This is a genomic window from Vreelandella janggokensis (genome assembly GCF_031451615.1).
In the GTDB taxonomy this organism is placed as follows: Bacteria; Pseudomonadota; Gammaproteobacteria; order Pseudomonadales; family Halomonadaceae; genus Vreelandella; species Vreelandella janggokensis.
This window is the reverse complement of sequence record NZ_JARWAJ010000005.1, coordinates 97,631-113,239: the sequence shown is the minus strand read 5'-3', so window position 1 is coordinate 113,239 and position 15,609 is coordinate 97,631. Positions and strand designations below refer to the sequence as shown.

At 59.2% G+C, this 15,609-nt stretch carries 12 protein-coding genes and 1 pseudogene; 5 read left to right on the top strand and 8 right to left on the bottom strand.

Annotation, left to right across the window (positions count from 1 at the left end):
• Positions 1-44 precede the first annotated feature (44 nt).
• Complete coding sequence (ugpB, locus tag QC816_RS14185; protein WP_309782927.1) at positions 45-1,370, bottom strand: sn-glycerol-3-phosphate ABC transporter substrate-binding protein UgpB; 1,326 nt, start codon at positions 1,368-1,370, stop codon at positions 45-47.
• A gap of 218 nt (positions 1,371-1,588) precedes the next feature.
• Between ugpB and argE the strand changes: the two genes are divergently transcribed.
• A complete protein-coding gene (argE, locus tag QC816_RS14180; RefSeq protein ID WP_309782924.1) occupies positions 1,589-2,764 on the top strand; it encodes an acetylornithine deacetylase in 1,176 nt (391 codons plus the stop codon).
• A gap of 48 nt (positions 2,765-2,812) precedes the next feature.
• Here argE and QC816_RS14175 read toward each other — a convergent pair whose 3' ends face one another.
• Positions 2,813-3,124, bottom strand: a complete 312-nt coding sequence (locus QC816_RS14175; RefSeq protein ID WP_085917661.1) for a hypothetical protein — start codon at positions 3,122-3,124, stop codon at positions 2,813-2,815.
• Between the two features lie 424 nt (positions 3,125-3,548).
• Here QC816_RS14175 and QC816_RS14170 point away from each other — a divergent pair, with 424 nt between their 5' ends.
• From QC816_RS14170 to QC816_RS14155, 4 genes and pseudogenes are all read left to right on the top strand, one after another.
• On the top strand, positions 3,549-7,541 hold the full coding sequence (locus tag QC816_RS14170; RefSeq protein ID WP_309782922.1) for an EAL domain-containing protein: 3,993 nt from the start codon (positions 3,549-3,551) through the stop codon (positions 7,539-7,541).
• Positions 7,538-7,783, top strand: a pseudogene (locus tag QC816_RS14165) (GIY-YIG nuclease family protein); the annotation flags it as partial. The gene QC816_RS14170 and the pseudogene QC816_RS14165, both read left to right, overlap by 4 nt.
• Before the next feature lie 69 nt (positions 7,784-7,852).
• On the top strand, positions 7,853-8,890 hold the full coding sequence (locus tag QC816_RS14160; protein ID WP_309783087.1) for a histone deacetylase family protein: 1,038 nt from the start codon (positions 7,853-7,855) through the stop codon (positions 8,888-8,890).
• 72 nt (positions 8,891-8,962) lie between these two features.
• Entirely contained in the window at positions 8,963-9,298 is a 336-nt protein-coding gene (locus QC816_RS14155) for a hypothetical protein (RefSeq protein WP_085917664.1), read from the top strand.
• A gap of 15 nt (positions 9,299-9,313) precedes the next feature.
• Here QC816_RS14155 and QC816_RS14150 read toward each other — a convergent pair whose 3' ends face one another.
• The 6 genes from QC816_RS14150 to QC816_RS14125 all read right to left on the bottom strand — a co-directional run bounded on the left by QC816_RS14150 (position 9,314) and on the right by QC816_RS14125 (position 15,565).
• On the bottom strand, positions 9,314-10,444 hold the full coding sequence (locus tag QC816_RS14150; protein ID WP_309782920.1) for an ABC transporter ATP-binding protein: 1,131 nt from the start codon (positions 10,442-10,444) through the stop codon (positions 9,314-9,316).
• A gap of 40 nt (positions 10,445-10,484) precedes the next feature.
• Complete coding sequence (locus QC816_RS14145) at positions 10,485-11,249, bottom strand: SDR family oxidoreductase (RefSeq protein ID WP_309782918.1); 765 nt, start codon at positions 11,247-11,249, stop codon at positions 10,485-10,487.
• A gap of 72 nt (positions 11,250-11,321) precedes the next feature.
• Positions 11,322-12,152 (bottom strand): carbohydrate ABC transporter permease, encoded by an 831-nt coding sequence (locus tag QC816_RS14140; protein WP_309782916.1) that lies wholly within the window; start codon positions 12,150-12,152, stop codon positions 11,322-11,324.
• A complete protein-coding gene (locus tag QC816_RS14135; protein WP_051430635.1) occupies positions 12,149-13,045 on the bottom strand; it encodes a carbohydrate ABC transporter permease in 897 nt (298 codons plus the stop codon). The genes QC816_RS14140 and QC816_RS14135 overlap by 4 nt, the downstream gene beginning before the upstream one ends.
• Positions 13,046-13,048: 3 nt before the next feature.
• Positions 13,049-14,482 carry an ABC transporter substrate-binding protein gene (locus tag QC816_RS14130; RefSeq protein ID WP_309782914.1) on the bottom strand — a complete coding sequence of 478 codons (1,434 nt, stop codon included), beginning with the start codon at positions 14,480-14,482 and terminating at the stop codon, positions 13,049-13,051.
• Positions 14,483-14,518: 36 nt separating this feature from the next.
• Positions 14,519-15,565: an NAD(P)-dependent alcohol dehydrogenase gene (locus tag QC816_RS14125; RefSeq protein ID WP_309782912.1), complete on the bottom strand. Its 1,047-nt coding sequence runs from the start codon at positions 15,563-15,565 to the stop codon at positions 14,519-14,521.
• Positions 15,566-15,609: the final 44 nt, after the last annotated feature.

The window sequence follows — 15,609 nt, the reverse complement described above, 5'->3', positions numbered from 1 at the left end:
AAAGCGCCGCCTACCCTTGGGTAAGCGGCGACGTCAGTGCCTGGTTACTGATTGGCGGCTTCGAAGTCCCGCAGCAGAACATTGCCGCGTTCCACGGCATCGTCCGCCGCTTCCTGGCCGGATTTATCGCCGGTCATCACGGCTTCCATTTCCTCGGAGATAATGTCGCGAATCTGCACAAAGTTACCAAAGCGTAGGCCTTTGGAGTTTTCGGTCGGCGCGTTGAGGGTCATCTGCTCAAGCGAAATATCCGACCCCGGGTTCTCTTCGTAATAGCCCTGCTCTTGACTCAGATCCCACGCTGCTTGCGTGATCGGCAGGTAACCGGTTTGCTGGTGCCAGTCTGCCTGCACCTCTGGCTGGGATAGGTACTCAAAGAACGCCGCAACGGCTGCGTATTCTTCTTCGCTGTGGCCCTGCAGTGCCCATAGCGTTGCGCCACCGATAATCGAGTTTTGTGGTGCGCCGTCTACGTCATCGTAGTAGGGCTGCATGCCAAAGCCGACGTCAAATTCTGAATTGGCGGCGACATCTGCCCGTGAAGCAGAAGAGCCGAAGAAAATCGCGCAGTCCCGGGAGTAGAAAAGCGGCTCCGAGTCGGGGCCGGAACCGGGGCCGCCCCATTTAAACACCCCCTCTTCCTGCCAGTCGTGGAGGTTGTCCCAATGACGAGCAACCAGCTCATTGTTGAAGGTAAGCTCGGTTTCCAGGCCGCCAAAACCGTTTTCCAGCGTACCTAGCGGCACATTATGCCAAGCGGAGAAGTTTTCCAGCATTACCCAGCTAGGCCAGGAGGTGGTAAAACCGCAGCTGGCCGCACCAGCGTCGACGATCTGACGTGAAAAGTCGGCCACTTCTTGCCATGTTTGGGGGGGCTGTTCGGGATCCAGGCCCGCTTCTTCAAACATGTCGCGGTTGTAGTACATGATGGGCGTAGAGGAGTTGAACGGGAACGACAGCATATTGCCGTTGGTGTCGGTGTAGTAACCCACCACCGCGGGCAGGAAGACATCGTTATCGAAAGCGCGGCCATGCGCTTCCATCAACTCGTACACTGGGTAAATGGCGCCTTCGGCGTTCATCATGGTTCCGGTACCGACTTCAAAGACCTGCAGGATATGCGGTTGCTCATTGGCGCGGAAGGCGGCGATAGCGCCCGTCATCGTTTCGGTGTAGGTGCCACGGTAGCTGGGGGTTACATGATAATCATCCTGGGACTCGTTAAAGTCCTGGGTCATCTCTTCGAGAATTTCGCCCAGTTGGCCGCCCATGGCGTGCCACCAGCTAATCTCTGTTGCCGCCTGGGCAGACAGGCTGAGGCTGGCCGTTGCCACCCCTACGGCAAGCGCATGCAGTGTAAAACGAGACATACAGAAGCTCCTTGTGGGCCTGAAATGAATCAGGCAGTACCCTGCGTTTGTTAAGGTTTTTTGGATACATAGTTTTCTGGATGCCTAGACTGTAGAAAGTGCAGATGACGTTCAGGTGAACGCCAGATGAACTCCCCATGACAACTTGCCGATGTAGGCGGCCGGTGGGCGGGGTGATAGTCTGGCAGACAAGATGGCCAATGACAGGAAGGGCAATAATGAGCGACGCGGAGCGACTGTTAGCAAGGTTGGTGGCGTTTGATACCACCTCGAGCGAATCCAACCTGGCGCTGGTCCGCTATGTGGAAGACTACCTGGCTTCCCATGGTGTTGAAGCCGAGCGGGTAATGAGCCCGTGTGGCAATAAAGCCAACTTGATTGCCCGTATCGGCCCTGATGCGCCGGGCGGTGTCATGCTTTCCGGGCATACCGATGTGGTGCCGGTGGCGGGTCAGCCCTGGTCGAGTGACCCTTTCACCCTGCGCGATGGCGGTGATGGCCGGTTATACGGGCGTGGCACCTGCGACATGAAAGGCTTTCTTGCCTGCGTCCTGGCCAACGTGCCCGAGTGGGTGAACGCGCCACTCAAGCAACCAGTTTATCTGGGGTTTTCCTACGATGAAGAAATCGGCTGTGTGGGCGCGCCGGATCTGATTCGGCGATTCTATGAGCATTACTCGACCACCGCGCATGTGATTGTCGGCGAGCCGACCAGCATGCAGCCGGTCGTGGCGCAAAAAGGTGCGACCAACCTGCGCACCACCGTTACCGGGCGCGAGGCCCACAGCAGCCAGGTCAATCAGGGCACCTCGGCGATTCACGTCGCGGCAAGACTGGTGACCTTTATCGAAGACACCATGGCCGCGCTGGTGGAAGAGGGCCGTGTCGATGAGGCCTTCAACGTGCCCCATACCAGTCTGCACGTCGGTAAAATCAAAGGCGGTACGGCGATCAATATCATGGCCCGGGAGTGCCAGTTCGAGTGGGAAATTCGTCACTTGCCCACGGAGACCTTCGACGACATATACGCGCGTTTTGAAACGTTCTGCGCGGAGCTCAGTGCTGAACTGCAGGCCAAAGGCAAGCAGGTTGAGATCACCACCGAAGCGTTGAATGTGACAGTGCCGGGACTTGCGGATCGTGATAACGACCGTGTCATACGCCTGGCGAAAGACCATTTGCCAGCAGGATGCTGCGACCACGCGGTGGCCTATGCGACCGAGGCCGGGCAATTTCAGGGGCAGGGCTTGCAGACGATCATTCTGGGGCCAGGCAGCATTGCCCAGGCGCATCAACCGGATGAATATGTTGAGCGCAGTCAGTTGGAAGCGTGCACGGTGTTTTTGGACAAAATGACAGAGGTGTTGCGGCAAACGTCGGGGCGTAATGAGTGAAATTGGCAAGTGTCCCACCCGGTATCGGGCGGGACAATGACTACCGCATCAATGCTGGTGATCTTCTACGAATAGCTCAGCTTTGGCATGGCGCATTACATCTTCGCAGGCTTGTTGTTGTGCCAGTTGGGACAGCAAGCGCTGGGTCACTTCAAAGCCTTTACCCATGCAGGTATCAACTTCGTGCTGGCTAATGGCCGGCGTCACGCGATAGTCAATCTTTACCGTACGACCGCCGCCCTCTAACCGATCCGCAACCCCTCTGAGACGCCACGCGATTCTCTCTTTCCAGCTAGCTGATTCTTCCGCGCCTTCGTTTACGCTAAACGTGCACTGCCACTCGGGTTTGTAAACCTTCATAGGGAGAACCTCCTGCAATTTGGAAAGAATGATCGATCGTGATTCGTACTCCGTCAGTCTGATGTTCGTGCGCTACCACTATACCCAATTTGTCGTCTATCCCCTAGACAAAACGTATATCGTCTTTCGCATGATGACCACAAGGGGGGTTGATGAAGTACACTTAACCTTACGCCCCGTTCATCGTGAGGTAATTCCGTTGCACGGCAGCGGTGGTTGGTTAACCGTTGAAGGAGAGCGCCTAACGTAAGTCGGCATGCTGTCGATACAGTGTAATAACTGACAGGAAAGTGAGTTGATCCATGCCAGGCACGCGGCAGTATAGGCTGTTGAGGAAAGGATTCAATCGTTGACCGAGGAACTAGCCTTCTCACGTTAGCCAGTGTGAAGTGGTATTAGAGACTAACCAGGAGAAACTGCCTTCGTGCCCATCAACGCGCGGACCCTTGCGTTAGATACGCTGCTGTTAATGACCGTCGCCACACTGGTGCTCATGGGCGTGGTCGGCAGCCTATTTGGGCTGTCCGAATCCCACTCATTGTTTGCCGTCGCACTGGTGCCCGATGCAGCGATCGCTACCTCCCTGGCGAGTGTCGGCGTGTTCGCCATCCTGCAAGGGTGGCAGCGCATGCGATGGTTCTGCGCCCTGGCGCTAACGGGGCTGGCGCTATATACCCTTGCCCATAACGTCCTTGCTTCCCCTGTTGATCCTTCCTGGTTAACCGGTCAGGCGCGAATGACCAGTATTGGCGCGGTGATGTTGCTGGTGGTGGGGTTGGCGCTGTGGTGCGGCCAGTCAACGGACAGGCGTCGATTACTCTGGTTATTCAGTGGGCTTGGCCAGTGGCTATTTGGTGGGCTGATGCTGGTCAGGTTATGGGCGGGCATCGAGCTGGACGATCCGATGTTTTCGTCGTCCCCGGTGGCGGTAGTGGTATTCACACTCCTGCTGGGAACCGCCATGGTGGGGGTTTACCTGCGCCGTTCGCCCGGGCCGCTCAACCTGACGCGCACCACCGCACTGGCGTGCCTGACCGGAGTAGCCGCCAGTGCGGCGGCCTGGGGAATGCTCAGCCTGCAGCAGTTCAACGATACGCAACAGCAGGCCGGGTATCTGCTGGATAATGTGCAGTTAAACGCCGAAAAGGCGGTCAAATCGCGGCTGCAACTGTTGCAGCGTATGGCCGAACGCATCAACGCCGCGCCAGGCAACTTCGATCAAGAGCTGCTGACGCTGGACGGGGAAAGCTATCTGCGTGATACCCCCAGCCTGCAGGCGATCGCCCTGGTCGATGAGCGCTTGAACCCCATCTGGTTTCATTCCCGAACATCCGGCAGCGAGAAGTGGCTTCGGCAGCAGCTCAACAAGCCATCGGTGCCCGAGTGGTTATCGGTGCCCTTCGACCGGCCCTGGGTGGTGATCTCTGATCCATACACGCCGAGCCTGGCGTTTGTGGCGATGCCGCTCGCCCAGCGGGATCAGCGGCTTGTGGCAAGCCTCGATCTGGCCGTGCTGTTCAATTATGACTTGCGTCTTGAGCTGGGCCCCTTTCAGGTCAACATGAGCCGTAGCGGTACCCCTCTGCTGATGCTGCAGCCGCCTGGCGCTCAGACAGATAGCGCGCTACACCCAGGGCGTATATTGGCGAAGCGCAATGCAGGCTTGCCCGGGGGGATCAACCTGCGCCTTGAGGCGTTGTCGGGCAGCCATTACAACTGGTATCTGGCGGGCTTTGTCCCCGTGGTGGTCGCCATGGTGGGGCTGATGCTGAGTGGTTTGTTGGCCTTTTGCATCGGTTTGGTGGTCGCCAGTATCGCCAGGGCCAAAGAGCTGGCGGAGGCACGTCAAACCCTTGAGGACCAGCAGCATATACAGCGGATGATCGCCCAGGAAGCGCCTCTGGAGGACATTCTGGAAAGCCTCTGCCAGTTGCTTGAGCGCCAACTGCCCGGTTCGCTATGTTCGATCATGCTGGCGAATAAAGCGAAGACTCACCTGACGCTGGCGGCGGGTAAGCGGTTGCCCGACGTATACCTTGAAGCGGTCAATCTGGTGGCCATTGGCCCTTTGATGGGCGCATGCGGTCGCGCGGCTTACCAGCGTCGCCAGGTGATCAGTGAGTGCATTGCCAATGATCAGCATTGGAATGGGTATCACAATGTTGCCCGACAAGCGGGATTGGCCGCATGTTGGTCGAGTCCGGTGATGGGGAGCAATGGGCAACTGCTGGGGACGTTTGCCACCTATTCCCACCGACCGCGGGTGCCTACCGAGCACGATAATTTGCTGATCGACAAGGCGGCTGGCTTAATGGCGCTGGCGGTTGAGCGTTTTCAGGTTCGGCGCTCGCTCGAGGAAAGCGAGCAGCGCTACCGCTCATTGTTCACCCACCACCCGGATGCGGTTTTCTCACTTGATGAGCAAGGCCGTTTTACCACGGCCAATGCCACTTGCGCGACGATTAGTGGTTACGCCGTTGATGAGATTGTCGGTAGCCACTTCAACTGTTTTGTCTACGACGAGGATATCGATTCAGTCAACCAGCGTTACCAATCCGTCATGCAGGGCAGTATTATCCGCTATGAGTTAGTTATCCGTGATCGCGCAGGCGAGCCGCATATCATGGACCTGATCAACCTGCCCATCGTGGTCGACGGCGACATTCAGGGGCTTTATGGGATTGCTCAGGAAGTTACCGATAAGCGGCAGCAGGAGTCTCGGCTGCGCACCCTCGAGCGCAGCGTGGAAGCCAGCGTTAATGGGGTGGTCATCGCCGATGCTACGCAGCCGGGGCTGCCGATTGTCTATGCTAATCAGGCCTTTACCGAGATGACGGGCTATGAGCAGGCGGAAATATTGGGCCGCAACTGCCGTTTTCTGCAAGGCGAGGGTACTGACTCAGATGCTGTTGAGAAAATCCGTCAGCGGCTAAGCGAACAGCGTGATGTTCATGTGACCCTACGCAATTATCGCAAAGACGGCAGCCTGTTCTGGAATGATCTTTACATCGCCCCGGTACGCAGCCCCGATGCACAGTTGACCCACTTCGTGGGCGTGCAGCACGACATCTCCAAACACAAGGCCTTCGAAGCGCGGCTGGCCTATCACGCGACCCATGATGACCTGACCCAATTGCCCAACCGAGCACTGTTTGAAGAAACGCTGAGTGATGCCTTTACCAAAGCTCAATCGCAGCAACAGCGCGTTGCGGTGCTGTTTGTCGACCTGGATGACTTCAAACCGATCAACGACAACCTGGGGCACGCCGTGGGCGACAGGGTGCTTGAAGAGGTGGCCCAGCGACTGCTCGGTGCGGTAGACGAACACCACCTGGTAGCGCGCTTGGGTGGCGATGAGTTCGTCATTCTGCACCCAAGGGTTCACGACGAAGCCGATGTGGTGGAGATTGCCGAGCACCTGCTGGTAGCGCTGTCGCGTCCTTATTATATCGAGGAGCACGAGCTATATCTGACCGCGAGCGTGGGCATTGCCATCAGTGAGGAGGCTTTGCTGGAGCCGCAAATGCTGATCCAGCGGGCCGACATGGCGATGTATAAAGCCAAACAGCGGGGACGTAATGCCTATCAATGGTTTTCGGAGGTATTTAACGATACCGCCAGCGAGCGACTGGTGTTGCGCAACGAACTGCAGGAGGCCATCGAGAGCCAGGCGTTTGAACTGTATTATCAGCCGCTGCTTAACCGCAACGGCCAGCTCGTCAGCGTTGAGGCCTTGCTGCGTTGGCCGCACCCGACAAAAGGATTTATCTCGCCGGCGCGTTTTATTCCATTGGCGGAAGCCACCGGCCAGATCATGCCGATCAGTGAGTGGGTGCTGAACCGCGCCTGCCGTGATATGCAAGCCCTGGCCCAGCAAGGGCGGGGGAATCTGGCGGTGGCAGTGAATTTATCGCCGCTCCAATTTCAGCGCTCAAATTTTCTCGCCACGCTACAACAGACGCTTTCGGACACCGGGTTGCCGCCACAGCAGTTGGCGCTGGAGATCACCGAAGGGATTCTGATGGAGAATACCGAGGTCGCCATCGATACCTTGCGTGCGTTGCGCGATATGGACATTCGGGTCTCCATCGATGATTTTGGCACAGGCTTTTCAAGCCTCAGTTACTTGAAGCACCTGCCGGTGAATACGGTGAAAATCGACCGCAGTTTTATACACGAACTGCATCAAAGCGAGGCCGACAGCGCCATTGTTAAAGGCATTATTTCCATGGCCCATCACCTTGGGCTGAACGTCGTTGCGGAAGGTGTTGAAACGTCTGATCAGCATCGCCAACTGCTGGACTATCACTGCGATGTCTTTCAGGGCTTTGGCTTGGCGAGGCCCATGCCGTTGACGAGCTTGGTCGCGTTCATCGATTCGCTCAACGAGCAGCCAAGCGTCAGGAGCCAGCGGTGACCCAGTCCGTCAATAGCGTGACGGCGCCTGGGCGCGACCGTTGGTATCTTTACTTGCTTGAATGCCAGCGGGGCACTTACGTGGGCATCACCAATAATTTGGCCAAGCGTTACCGCGCCCACGCCTCAGGTAAAGGTGCGCGCTTTACCCGTGCGAACCCGCCCGTGGCCCTGCTTGGCGCGCAGCCGTTCCCCGACCGGGCGAGCGCCAGCCGTGCCGAATACCAACTCAAGCGTCAGTCGGCGCAGCAGAAGCGCGCCTGGGCATCAGCCTGGGCGAGCCCAGCCCCGTTGCCGATGGCAGGAGACACCATGCATATTTTTTATTCAGACAAGACCCGCCTGAGACAGGCGCGAACGGAGCTTCATGATGGCGTGCTGGTCGCTCCCTTCGAATGCCCCGAGCGCGTTGATCTGGTGTTGAAGCAACTCCAGCAGGCGGCGGTGGGCGAGCTTTTCGAGCCGCGCGCCTTCGGCCTGGAGCCGGTGCTGGCAGTGCACGATGCTGACTACGTCAATTTCCTGGCAGACTGCTGGCACGAATGGGTAGCCGCCGGGCACGAGGGGGAGGCAATTCCCAATATCTGGCCTGCGCGAACCTTGCGTGGTGACCGTATACCCCAGGTGGTAAGTGCCAAGCTGGGCTATTACGCCCTGGCGGCGGAAACCTCGATTAGCGAAGGTACCTTTGAAGCCGCGATGGCGAGTAAAGATGTGGCGCTGGGGGCTGTTGAACAGACGCTGGCGACGGGCGAGCCCAGTTTTGGCCTGTGTCGGCCGCCGGGGCACCATGCCGCTTTTGACCAGTTTGGCGGCTACTGCTTTTTCAATAATGCCGCGATCGCCGCGCAGCGAGCACTGGCATCGGGCAAGCGCCGCGTCGCGATACTGGACGTGGATTTTCACCACGGGAATGGCACCCAGCAGATCTTCTACGAGCGCGATGACGTGCTGTTTATCTCACTACACGGCGACCCCGAGGTAACCTTTCCTTACTATTCAGGCTATGCGGATGAAACGGGGCGGGGCAGCGGGGAAGGTTTCAACACCAATTACCCCCTCCCGCCGGGTACGACCGTTGATACCTGGATGGCCACGCTGGATAACGCCCTTGCCAGGATCAAGGAGGCACAATGCGACATGCTGATCGTCTCGCTGGGCGTGGATATCTTCGAAGGTGATCCCATCAGCGCTTTTACCTTCACAAGCGGCGACTTTAGCTTGTTGGGACAACGACTTACACAAGCTGGCCTGCCAACGGTGTTGCTTATGGAAGGCGGCTATGCCGTGGACGACATTGGTATCAATGTCGTCAATGTGCTACAAGGCTTTAAACAGGGAATAAGTTAAGACATCAAAAGATGACACTCGAGGCCAATTCGGGCAGTCTATCGCCCTTTATACAGGGCAGGGAGTTCGCGCGTGGCCGTTTACGGCGGTATTCAAGCACATGAGCTGGAGCGTTGGTTAAATGCCTTGACCAACGCTGCCTACGATAGGCGCTGCCCGCTCTCCAAGGTGCACGGTGGCGATGCACGCGCGCGCGCGGCACGCCAGAGCTTGTTACTCCTGGCCAATGACTATCGTGCGGGAGAGCTCACTCGAGAGGATTGTGCCGCCGACCTGGGTCGCTGGTGCGAAGGCTATCTGAGTGAGGCGGAATGGTATGTGCTTGTCGGCACCCGCCAAGCACCATCGCAACCGCAAAGCGAAGAAGAGCGAAGCCTCACCGTGCTCAAGCAGCATCGGGTGGGGTGAGGCCAGCAGGAATCTTCAGGCTGACGATCCACGGTTTTCCTTACGGTCAATGGCGACCAGTGGATGGCGGTGCCGGTGGGGCAGTGCCTCGCCGCTGCCATTGAAAAGGTGCGCGCAGGCCGGATCGAAGGAAAAGCGTACTTGATCGTGCACCCGGTGAGCGACATCGCCGTCGGCTACCAATGTCCATTGGCTGTCAGCGTTCTCTAGATACAGCGTGGTTGCTCCGCCAAGGCGCTCGATGACCAAAATGTTACCCGTCAACGGCCCCTGATCATCGAGTTTGAGGTGTTCGGGGCGGATGCCGAGCGTCAGCGTGTCGCCGCTGCTGATACCGTCGCCCTCCACCGGTATTCGACAATCGCCGCCGGGCAGCACCACATCGACCCCCTCAGCGTCAGCCCCGCGCACCTCGATATCCAGGAAGTTCATCTTCGGCGAGCCTATGAAGCCCGCTACGAAGCGGTTGCGCGGATGGTGGTACAGTGCCATCGGCGAACCGATCTGCTCGACCACGCCGCCCTGAAGCACAACAATCTTATCGGCCATGGTCATGGCCTCGATCTGGTCGTGGGTGACGTAGATCATCGTCGTGTCGAGCTCCTCGTGCAGTCGCGCCAGCTCGATGCGCATCTGTACGCGCAGCGCCGCGTCGAGATTCGATAGCGGCTCGTCGAATAGGAAGATGCTTGGGTTGCGCACGATTGCCCGGCCGATCGCCACGCGCTGGCGCTGGCCGCCGGATAGCGCGCGGGGCTTGCGGTCGAGAAGCTCTTCGAGTTGCAGGATGCGTGCGGCGGCCAGGACTTTCTCGCGACGCTCGGCCTTGGGCACTTTGGCCAGGCGCAGGCTAAAGCCCATGTTGTCCTCGACGGTCATATGCGGGTAAAGCGCGTAGCTCTGGAAGACCATCGCCAGACCGCGGTCGGCTGGGCCAACGTCGTTGATGCGCTCACCGTCGATCGAGATGTCGCCGCTGGTGGCGCTCTCGAGCCCGGCGATCATGCGCATCAAGGTCGACTTGCCGCAGCCCGAGGGCCCGACGAAGACCACGAATTCGCGGTCTTTGACCTCTAGATCGACCCCCTTGATGACTTGGGTGCCGCCGAAGTCTTTGACGATGTTGTTAAGTTGTAGCGTTGCCATGTCGGGTTCCTTGCGGGTCGGGCGGTTACTCGAATTGTGGTTACCAGAGGGTGTAGCCGCCATCCACCACGACGATGGAGCCGGTCATGAAACTCGATGCATTACTGGCCATGTAGACGATGGTGGGGCCGAGCTCTTCGGGAGTGGCGGCGCGCTGCATGGGTGCGTCGTCGATCCAGCGTGGCTTGAACTTGGGGTCGTCGACCGGTGCCATTCTGGTTTTGACGTAGCCTGGGGCCAGTGCATTGACGCGGATACCGTAGGGGGCCCATTCCGCCGCCAGCGACTTGGTCAATTGATGCACCGCGGCCTTGGAGGCGTTGTAGGCGGGCTGCATCTGTGGGCGGTTAACGATCATCGCCGAGATCGAGCCAATGTTGATGATCACGCCGCCGCGCGACTGCATCCGCCGTCCGGCGGCCTGGGCGCAGTACCAGAGTCCGTGGACATTGATATTGAAGATGTCCTGCCAGCCCTCCGGGGTGACATCCAGCGCCGGCGCGTGCTGGCAGGCGCCGGCGTTGTTGAGGAAGATATCGACCGGTCCGAGGGTGGCCTCAACCTCGTCGAGCAGAGGGTCAGCCGCTTCGGGTTGGGTAATGTCGACTTCCACCGCCATGGCGCGGTGCCCGGCGTCCTGCAGGGCCTTAACCACTTCCAGGCTGCGCGCGTGCCCACGGGCGGCGATGGCGACCTGTGCGCCGGCCTCGGCCAGCGCATGGGCGAATGCCTCGCCGAGCCCGCCGTTGCCGCCGGTGACGACGGCGACCTTGCCACTCAGATCGAATTGTGACATCACGTTCATGGTTGTCTCCCTGTTTATTGTAGAGCCGTTATTGTCGGGGCCGTTACCGTAGATCCGTTGTCATAGGGCCAGTCATTTCACCGCGCCCAAGGTCAGCCCTTGGACCAGCCAGCGCTTGACCAGCAGCCCGGCAATCGCCATCGGGCAGACCACGATGGTGCCGATCGCCAGCAGCTTGCCCCAGTCGATGCCGGTCTGAGTGAGCAACTGCGCCGCGGCAATGGGAATGGTCTGCGTGCTGGGCCCGGAAAACGTTTGGGCGAAGGCGTAATCGTTCCAGGCGAAGATGAAACACAGGATAGCGGTTGTCACCAGCCCGGGGGTCATCAGCGGTAGCACGACGTAGCGGAACGCCTGGAACTTGGTGGCACCGTCGATCATCGCCGCTTCCTCCAGGTCAGGTGGCAGGTCGTCGAAGAATGCGGTCATCAGCCAGATGGCGAACGGCAGGTTGAAACTCAGATAGGCGACGATCAGGCCGGCGTGAGTGTCGAGTAGGTAGAGGTAACGGAACAGCAGGTATAGCGGCACGATAACGGCGGCGATCGGCGCCATACGGGTGCTGATGATCCAGAAGGCCAGGTGCTGTTTGCCCTTGATTCTTATCCGCGACAGCCCGAAGCCGGCCATGCAGCCGAGCACCACGGCGATCAGCGTCGAGATCCCGGCGATGAACAGGCTGTTGAGCAGGTAAGGCCAGAGGCTGTTGCCGCTGCTGAACAGCGAGGTGTAATGCTCCAGGGTTGGGGTAAAGAAGACGCGTGGCGTACCGGCGGTGATGATGTCGTTTGGCTTGAAAGAGGACAGCACCATCCAGGTGATCGGTATCAGCGTCCATAACAGCAGGAGCGTTAGCAGAGCGATTTTGAACGTGAGGGGCAGCCAGCGTTTGGAGGTTTTCATGAACTTGTCTCCTGGCGTTTGAGCAGCTTCGTAAACGCTGTAGCCACCATGATCGAGAACACCAGCATGGTGATGCCCACAGCGGCGGCATAGCCCAGATCAAAGAACCGGAAGGCGATGTCGTAGAGCCTAATGGGGATGATCTTGGTGGAATCCGCGGGCCCGCCGTTGGTGGTGATGAAGATGATCGCGAAGAAACGAATCGCATCCATGGCGCGGATGAGCAGCGCCACGAGCAGGATATTGGAGATAGACGGCAGGATAATATAGAGAAGTTTTTGGCCGTATTTGGCACCGTCCATCTCCGCCGCTTCCAGGGTGTCCTCGGGTACTGAAGCCAGTCCTGCCAGAACGATCAGCGCGACCAGCGGCGTCCATTCCCAGACATCCATGAGGATGACGGCGACCATCGCGGAGCCGACGCTGCCCAGAATGTTGCCGTCGAATAGACCGCTTTCATTGAGCAGCCAGGCATACAGGCCATGACTGGGATCGAGCATGAAACGCCCCAGGAGCCCGACGATCACCGGGGCGATGAACATCGGGATCAACAGTAGCGAGATGATGATGTTGCTGCCCCGCGTTAGGCTGTAAACCAGCAGCGCCATCACGGTGCCGATGACCATTTCCAGGCCCACCGTGGCCAGGAAATAGACCAGGCTGATGAGCCAACTGGAGCGGATGTCCGGATCCGTGAACACCCGCTGCCAGTTGTCGAGGCCTGAGAACTCGAAGGCCAGCCCGCCCATCAGGCTGACGTCGTTGAAGCTCATCCAGATAATGGAGAAGAACGGTACCAGCGTGATCAGGGCGAGTAGAAAGAGCGCTGGCGACATCATCGCCAGCTCAAATCCCTGCCGCCGCGCCGAAGGTTTTCCGGTCGTCAGCGCCATGGGTTACGCCCCCACGATACGATCAATGCGCTGCTTGGCGCTCTGCATGGTTTCCTCGGGGGACATCTGCCCCGCCAGCATCTTGGAAAGCTCAGTGAAGATCACCGTATCGACCTCGTTCCATTGGGCGATCTTGGGCCTCAGGCCAATGTGATCGTCCTGCCAGGCGGTCAGCATGGTGTCAGCTGTGAGCATGTTGGGCATGTCGGTGGGCGGGGTGCTGGCGGCCTTGACCTCGGGCATGGCGTAAACCGATTGGCGCGTCGGCGTGCCGCCGCCGACCTCGCTCTTGAGCCCCATCAGTTGGGTCTGTGGTGAAGTTGCCCAGACCAGGAATAGCCAGGCCGCTTTCTGTTTTTCGGCCGAGGCGTTGGCGTTAATACCGATCCCGGTGCCGCCCCACAGGTTGGCGCTGCGTGCTGGGCCCTTGGGCAGCGGGGCGTAGCCGATCTTGCCCTGCAGGTCCGAGCTTTCCAGCGAGCCGGCGAACTCGTGCCATTCGGGCATCATCGCGAACTCGCCGTTCTGGAAGGCGTTGGCGACGCCGGTCCAATCCCAACTGGTACTGCCGGGGTGGGCGACCTTGAGCAACTTCTGGTAGAAGCGCGCGGCTTCCAGCGCGGGCTCGCTGGTCAGTTGGCAGGCGCCAGGGGAGTCGGTGCCGAGTAGGCCGACCTGCTGGCCGTTGGCAAAGTAATCGCCGCCGTAGGCGAACAGCACGTTGGAGAAGTCGCACATCAGCGAATCGTACTGCTGAGCCTGATGACCGGTGCCGTACTGAACCTCGCTGGCGTTGCCGTTACTGAACCACTCGGCGATCTGGTAGTACTGCTCCCAGGTGGTGCTGTCCGAGGGGGTCGGGTCGAAGCCGAGATCCTGCTGCATCTGGTCGTGGTATTTTTCGAACAGGTCACGCCGGTAGATCCAGATCATCGTCGGGCAGTCGTAGGGCAGGGTATACAGGCTTTCCCTGTCTTGGAAACGCCCCGCGGCTGCCAGTTGCGAGGGGATGAAGTCCTCGATGCCCTTGGGCACAACCGGCTGTTGGTCGTCGTTGATGAAGGTGTTGAGATCGACCAGACCGCGGTGATATGGCGCGAGTACCTGGTAAGGATCGGCATAGATCACATCGAAGGCGCTGCGCCCAGCGCCGAAGTCCAGCGCAACTTTCTGTACCAGGGCACCCAACTGCATTTCGGTGATGTTGACGGTGATGCCGGTGAGTTCCTGGAAAGACGCCAGGTTGGCGGCGATGGCGGTGGTCGGCGGCGTGTTCTCGGAGATGAATTGGATGGTGGTGCCACTGGCCTGCTTCCAGGCCTCATCGCTGGCCATGCCTTGGGCCAGGGCCGTTCGCAGTGGGCCTGCGCCCATCAACGATAAGCCGGCGAGTCCACCCATTCCTTTTAATATGTCGCGACGCTTGAACTGGGTCATTGTTGTTTTCCTCTCTTGGGTTCAGGTCTGGCGGGGTTAGGTATCAAGCGTGATCTGCAGCTTGACATCATTGGGTCGTGCGCTTGCGGCACGCTCGAACGCATCGATACTGTGTTCGAAATCAAAGGTCTCCGTAATCAGTGGATTGAGGTCTACCTTGCCCGAAGCGATCAGGTCGATCGCCCGGTCGTAGACGTTGGCGTAGCGGAACACCGTCTCGATGCGCAGTTCCTTGGCTTGCGCCGACACGATATCGAAGGTGACTGGCTCGACGGGCATGCCAACCAGCACGACCGCACCGGCAGGCCGGGCGCAGGCCAGTACATCGTCGTAGACCTTAGGACTGCCGCTGGCCTCGAACACCACATCGGCGCCCCAGTCTTGGCCGCAGCGCTTGTCGAGAACTTCTCGCAGGGATTCCCGCGCAATATTGACAGGCGTGATGCCCTTGTAACGGGCCGCGATGGCCAGCTTTTCCTCAACCAAGTCGGAGACCAGTACCTCGCTGGCGCCGCCCGCAAGCGCGGCCAGGGCGACCATCAGGCCGATCGGCCCGGCGCCGGTGACGACGCAGACATCGCCTGGCTGCATGCGCGCTTTAACGACCGCCTGCATGCCGATCGCGAATGGCTCAATCATGGCGCCTTCGGCAAAGGACACCGAATCGGGAAGTGCGAAGGTGAACGCTGCTGGGTGGATGACTTCGGGCGTCAGGCAGCCGTGCACGGGTGGCGTGGCCCAGAAGCGAACGCTGGGGTCGACGTTGTAGGCGCCCAGCTTGGCGGCGCGCGAGGTGGGATCGGGGATGCCGGGTTCCATGCACACCCGCTCGCCCACATGAAGATGGCTTACGTTACGGCCGACGTCAGTCACTACACCGGATGCTTCATGGCCGAGTACCATTGGCTCACGGACAACAAAGGGGCCGATCTGGCCGTGGGTATAGTAATGCACGTCGCTACCGCAGATGCCGACGGTATGGATGCGCACGCGAACGTCATCCGGGCCGAGCTGATCGGGGAGTTCGATTTCTCGTAACGACAGTTCGCGTTTCTTCTCCAGCACCAGCGCTTTTGCTTTCATGACGCTATTCTCGAATCGTATTAAAAATGGGCGAGAATCGGTCT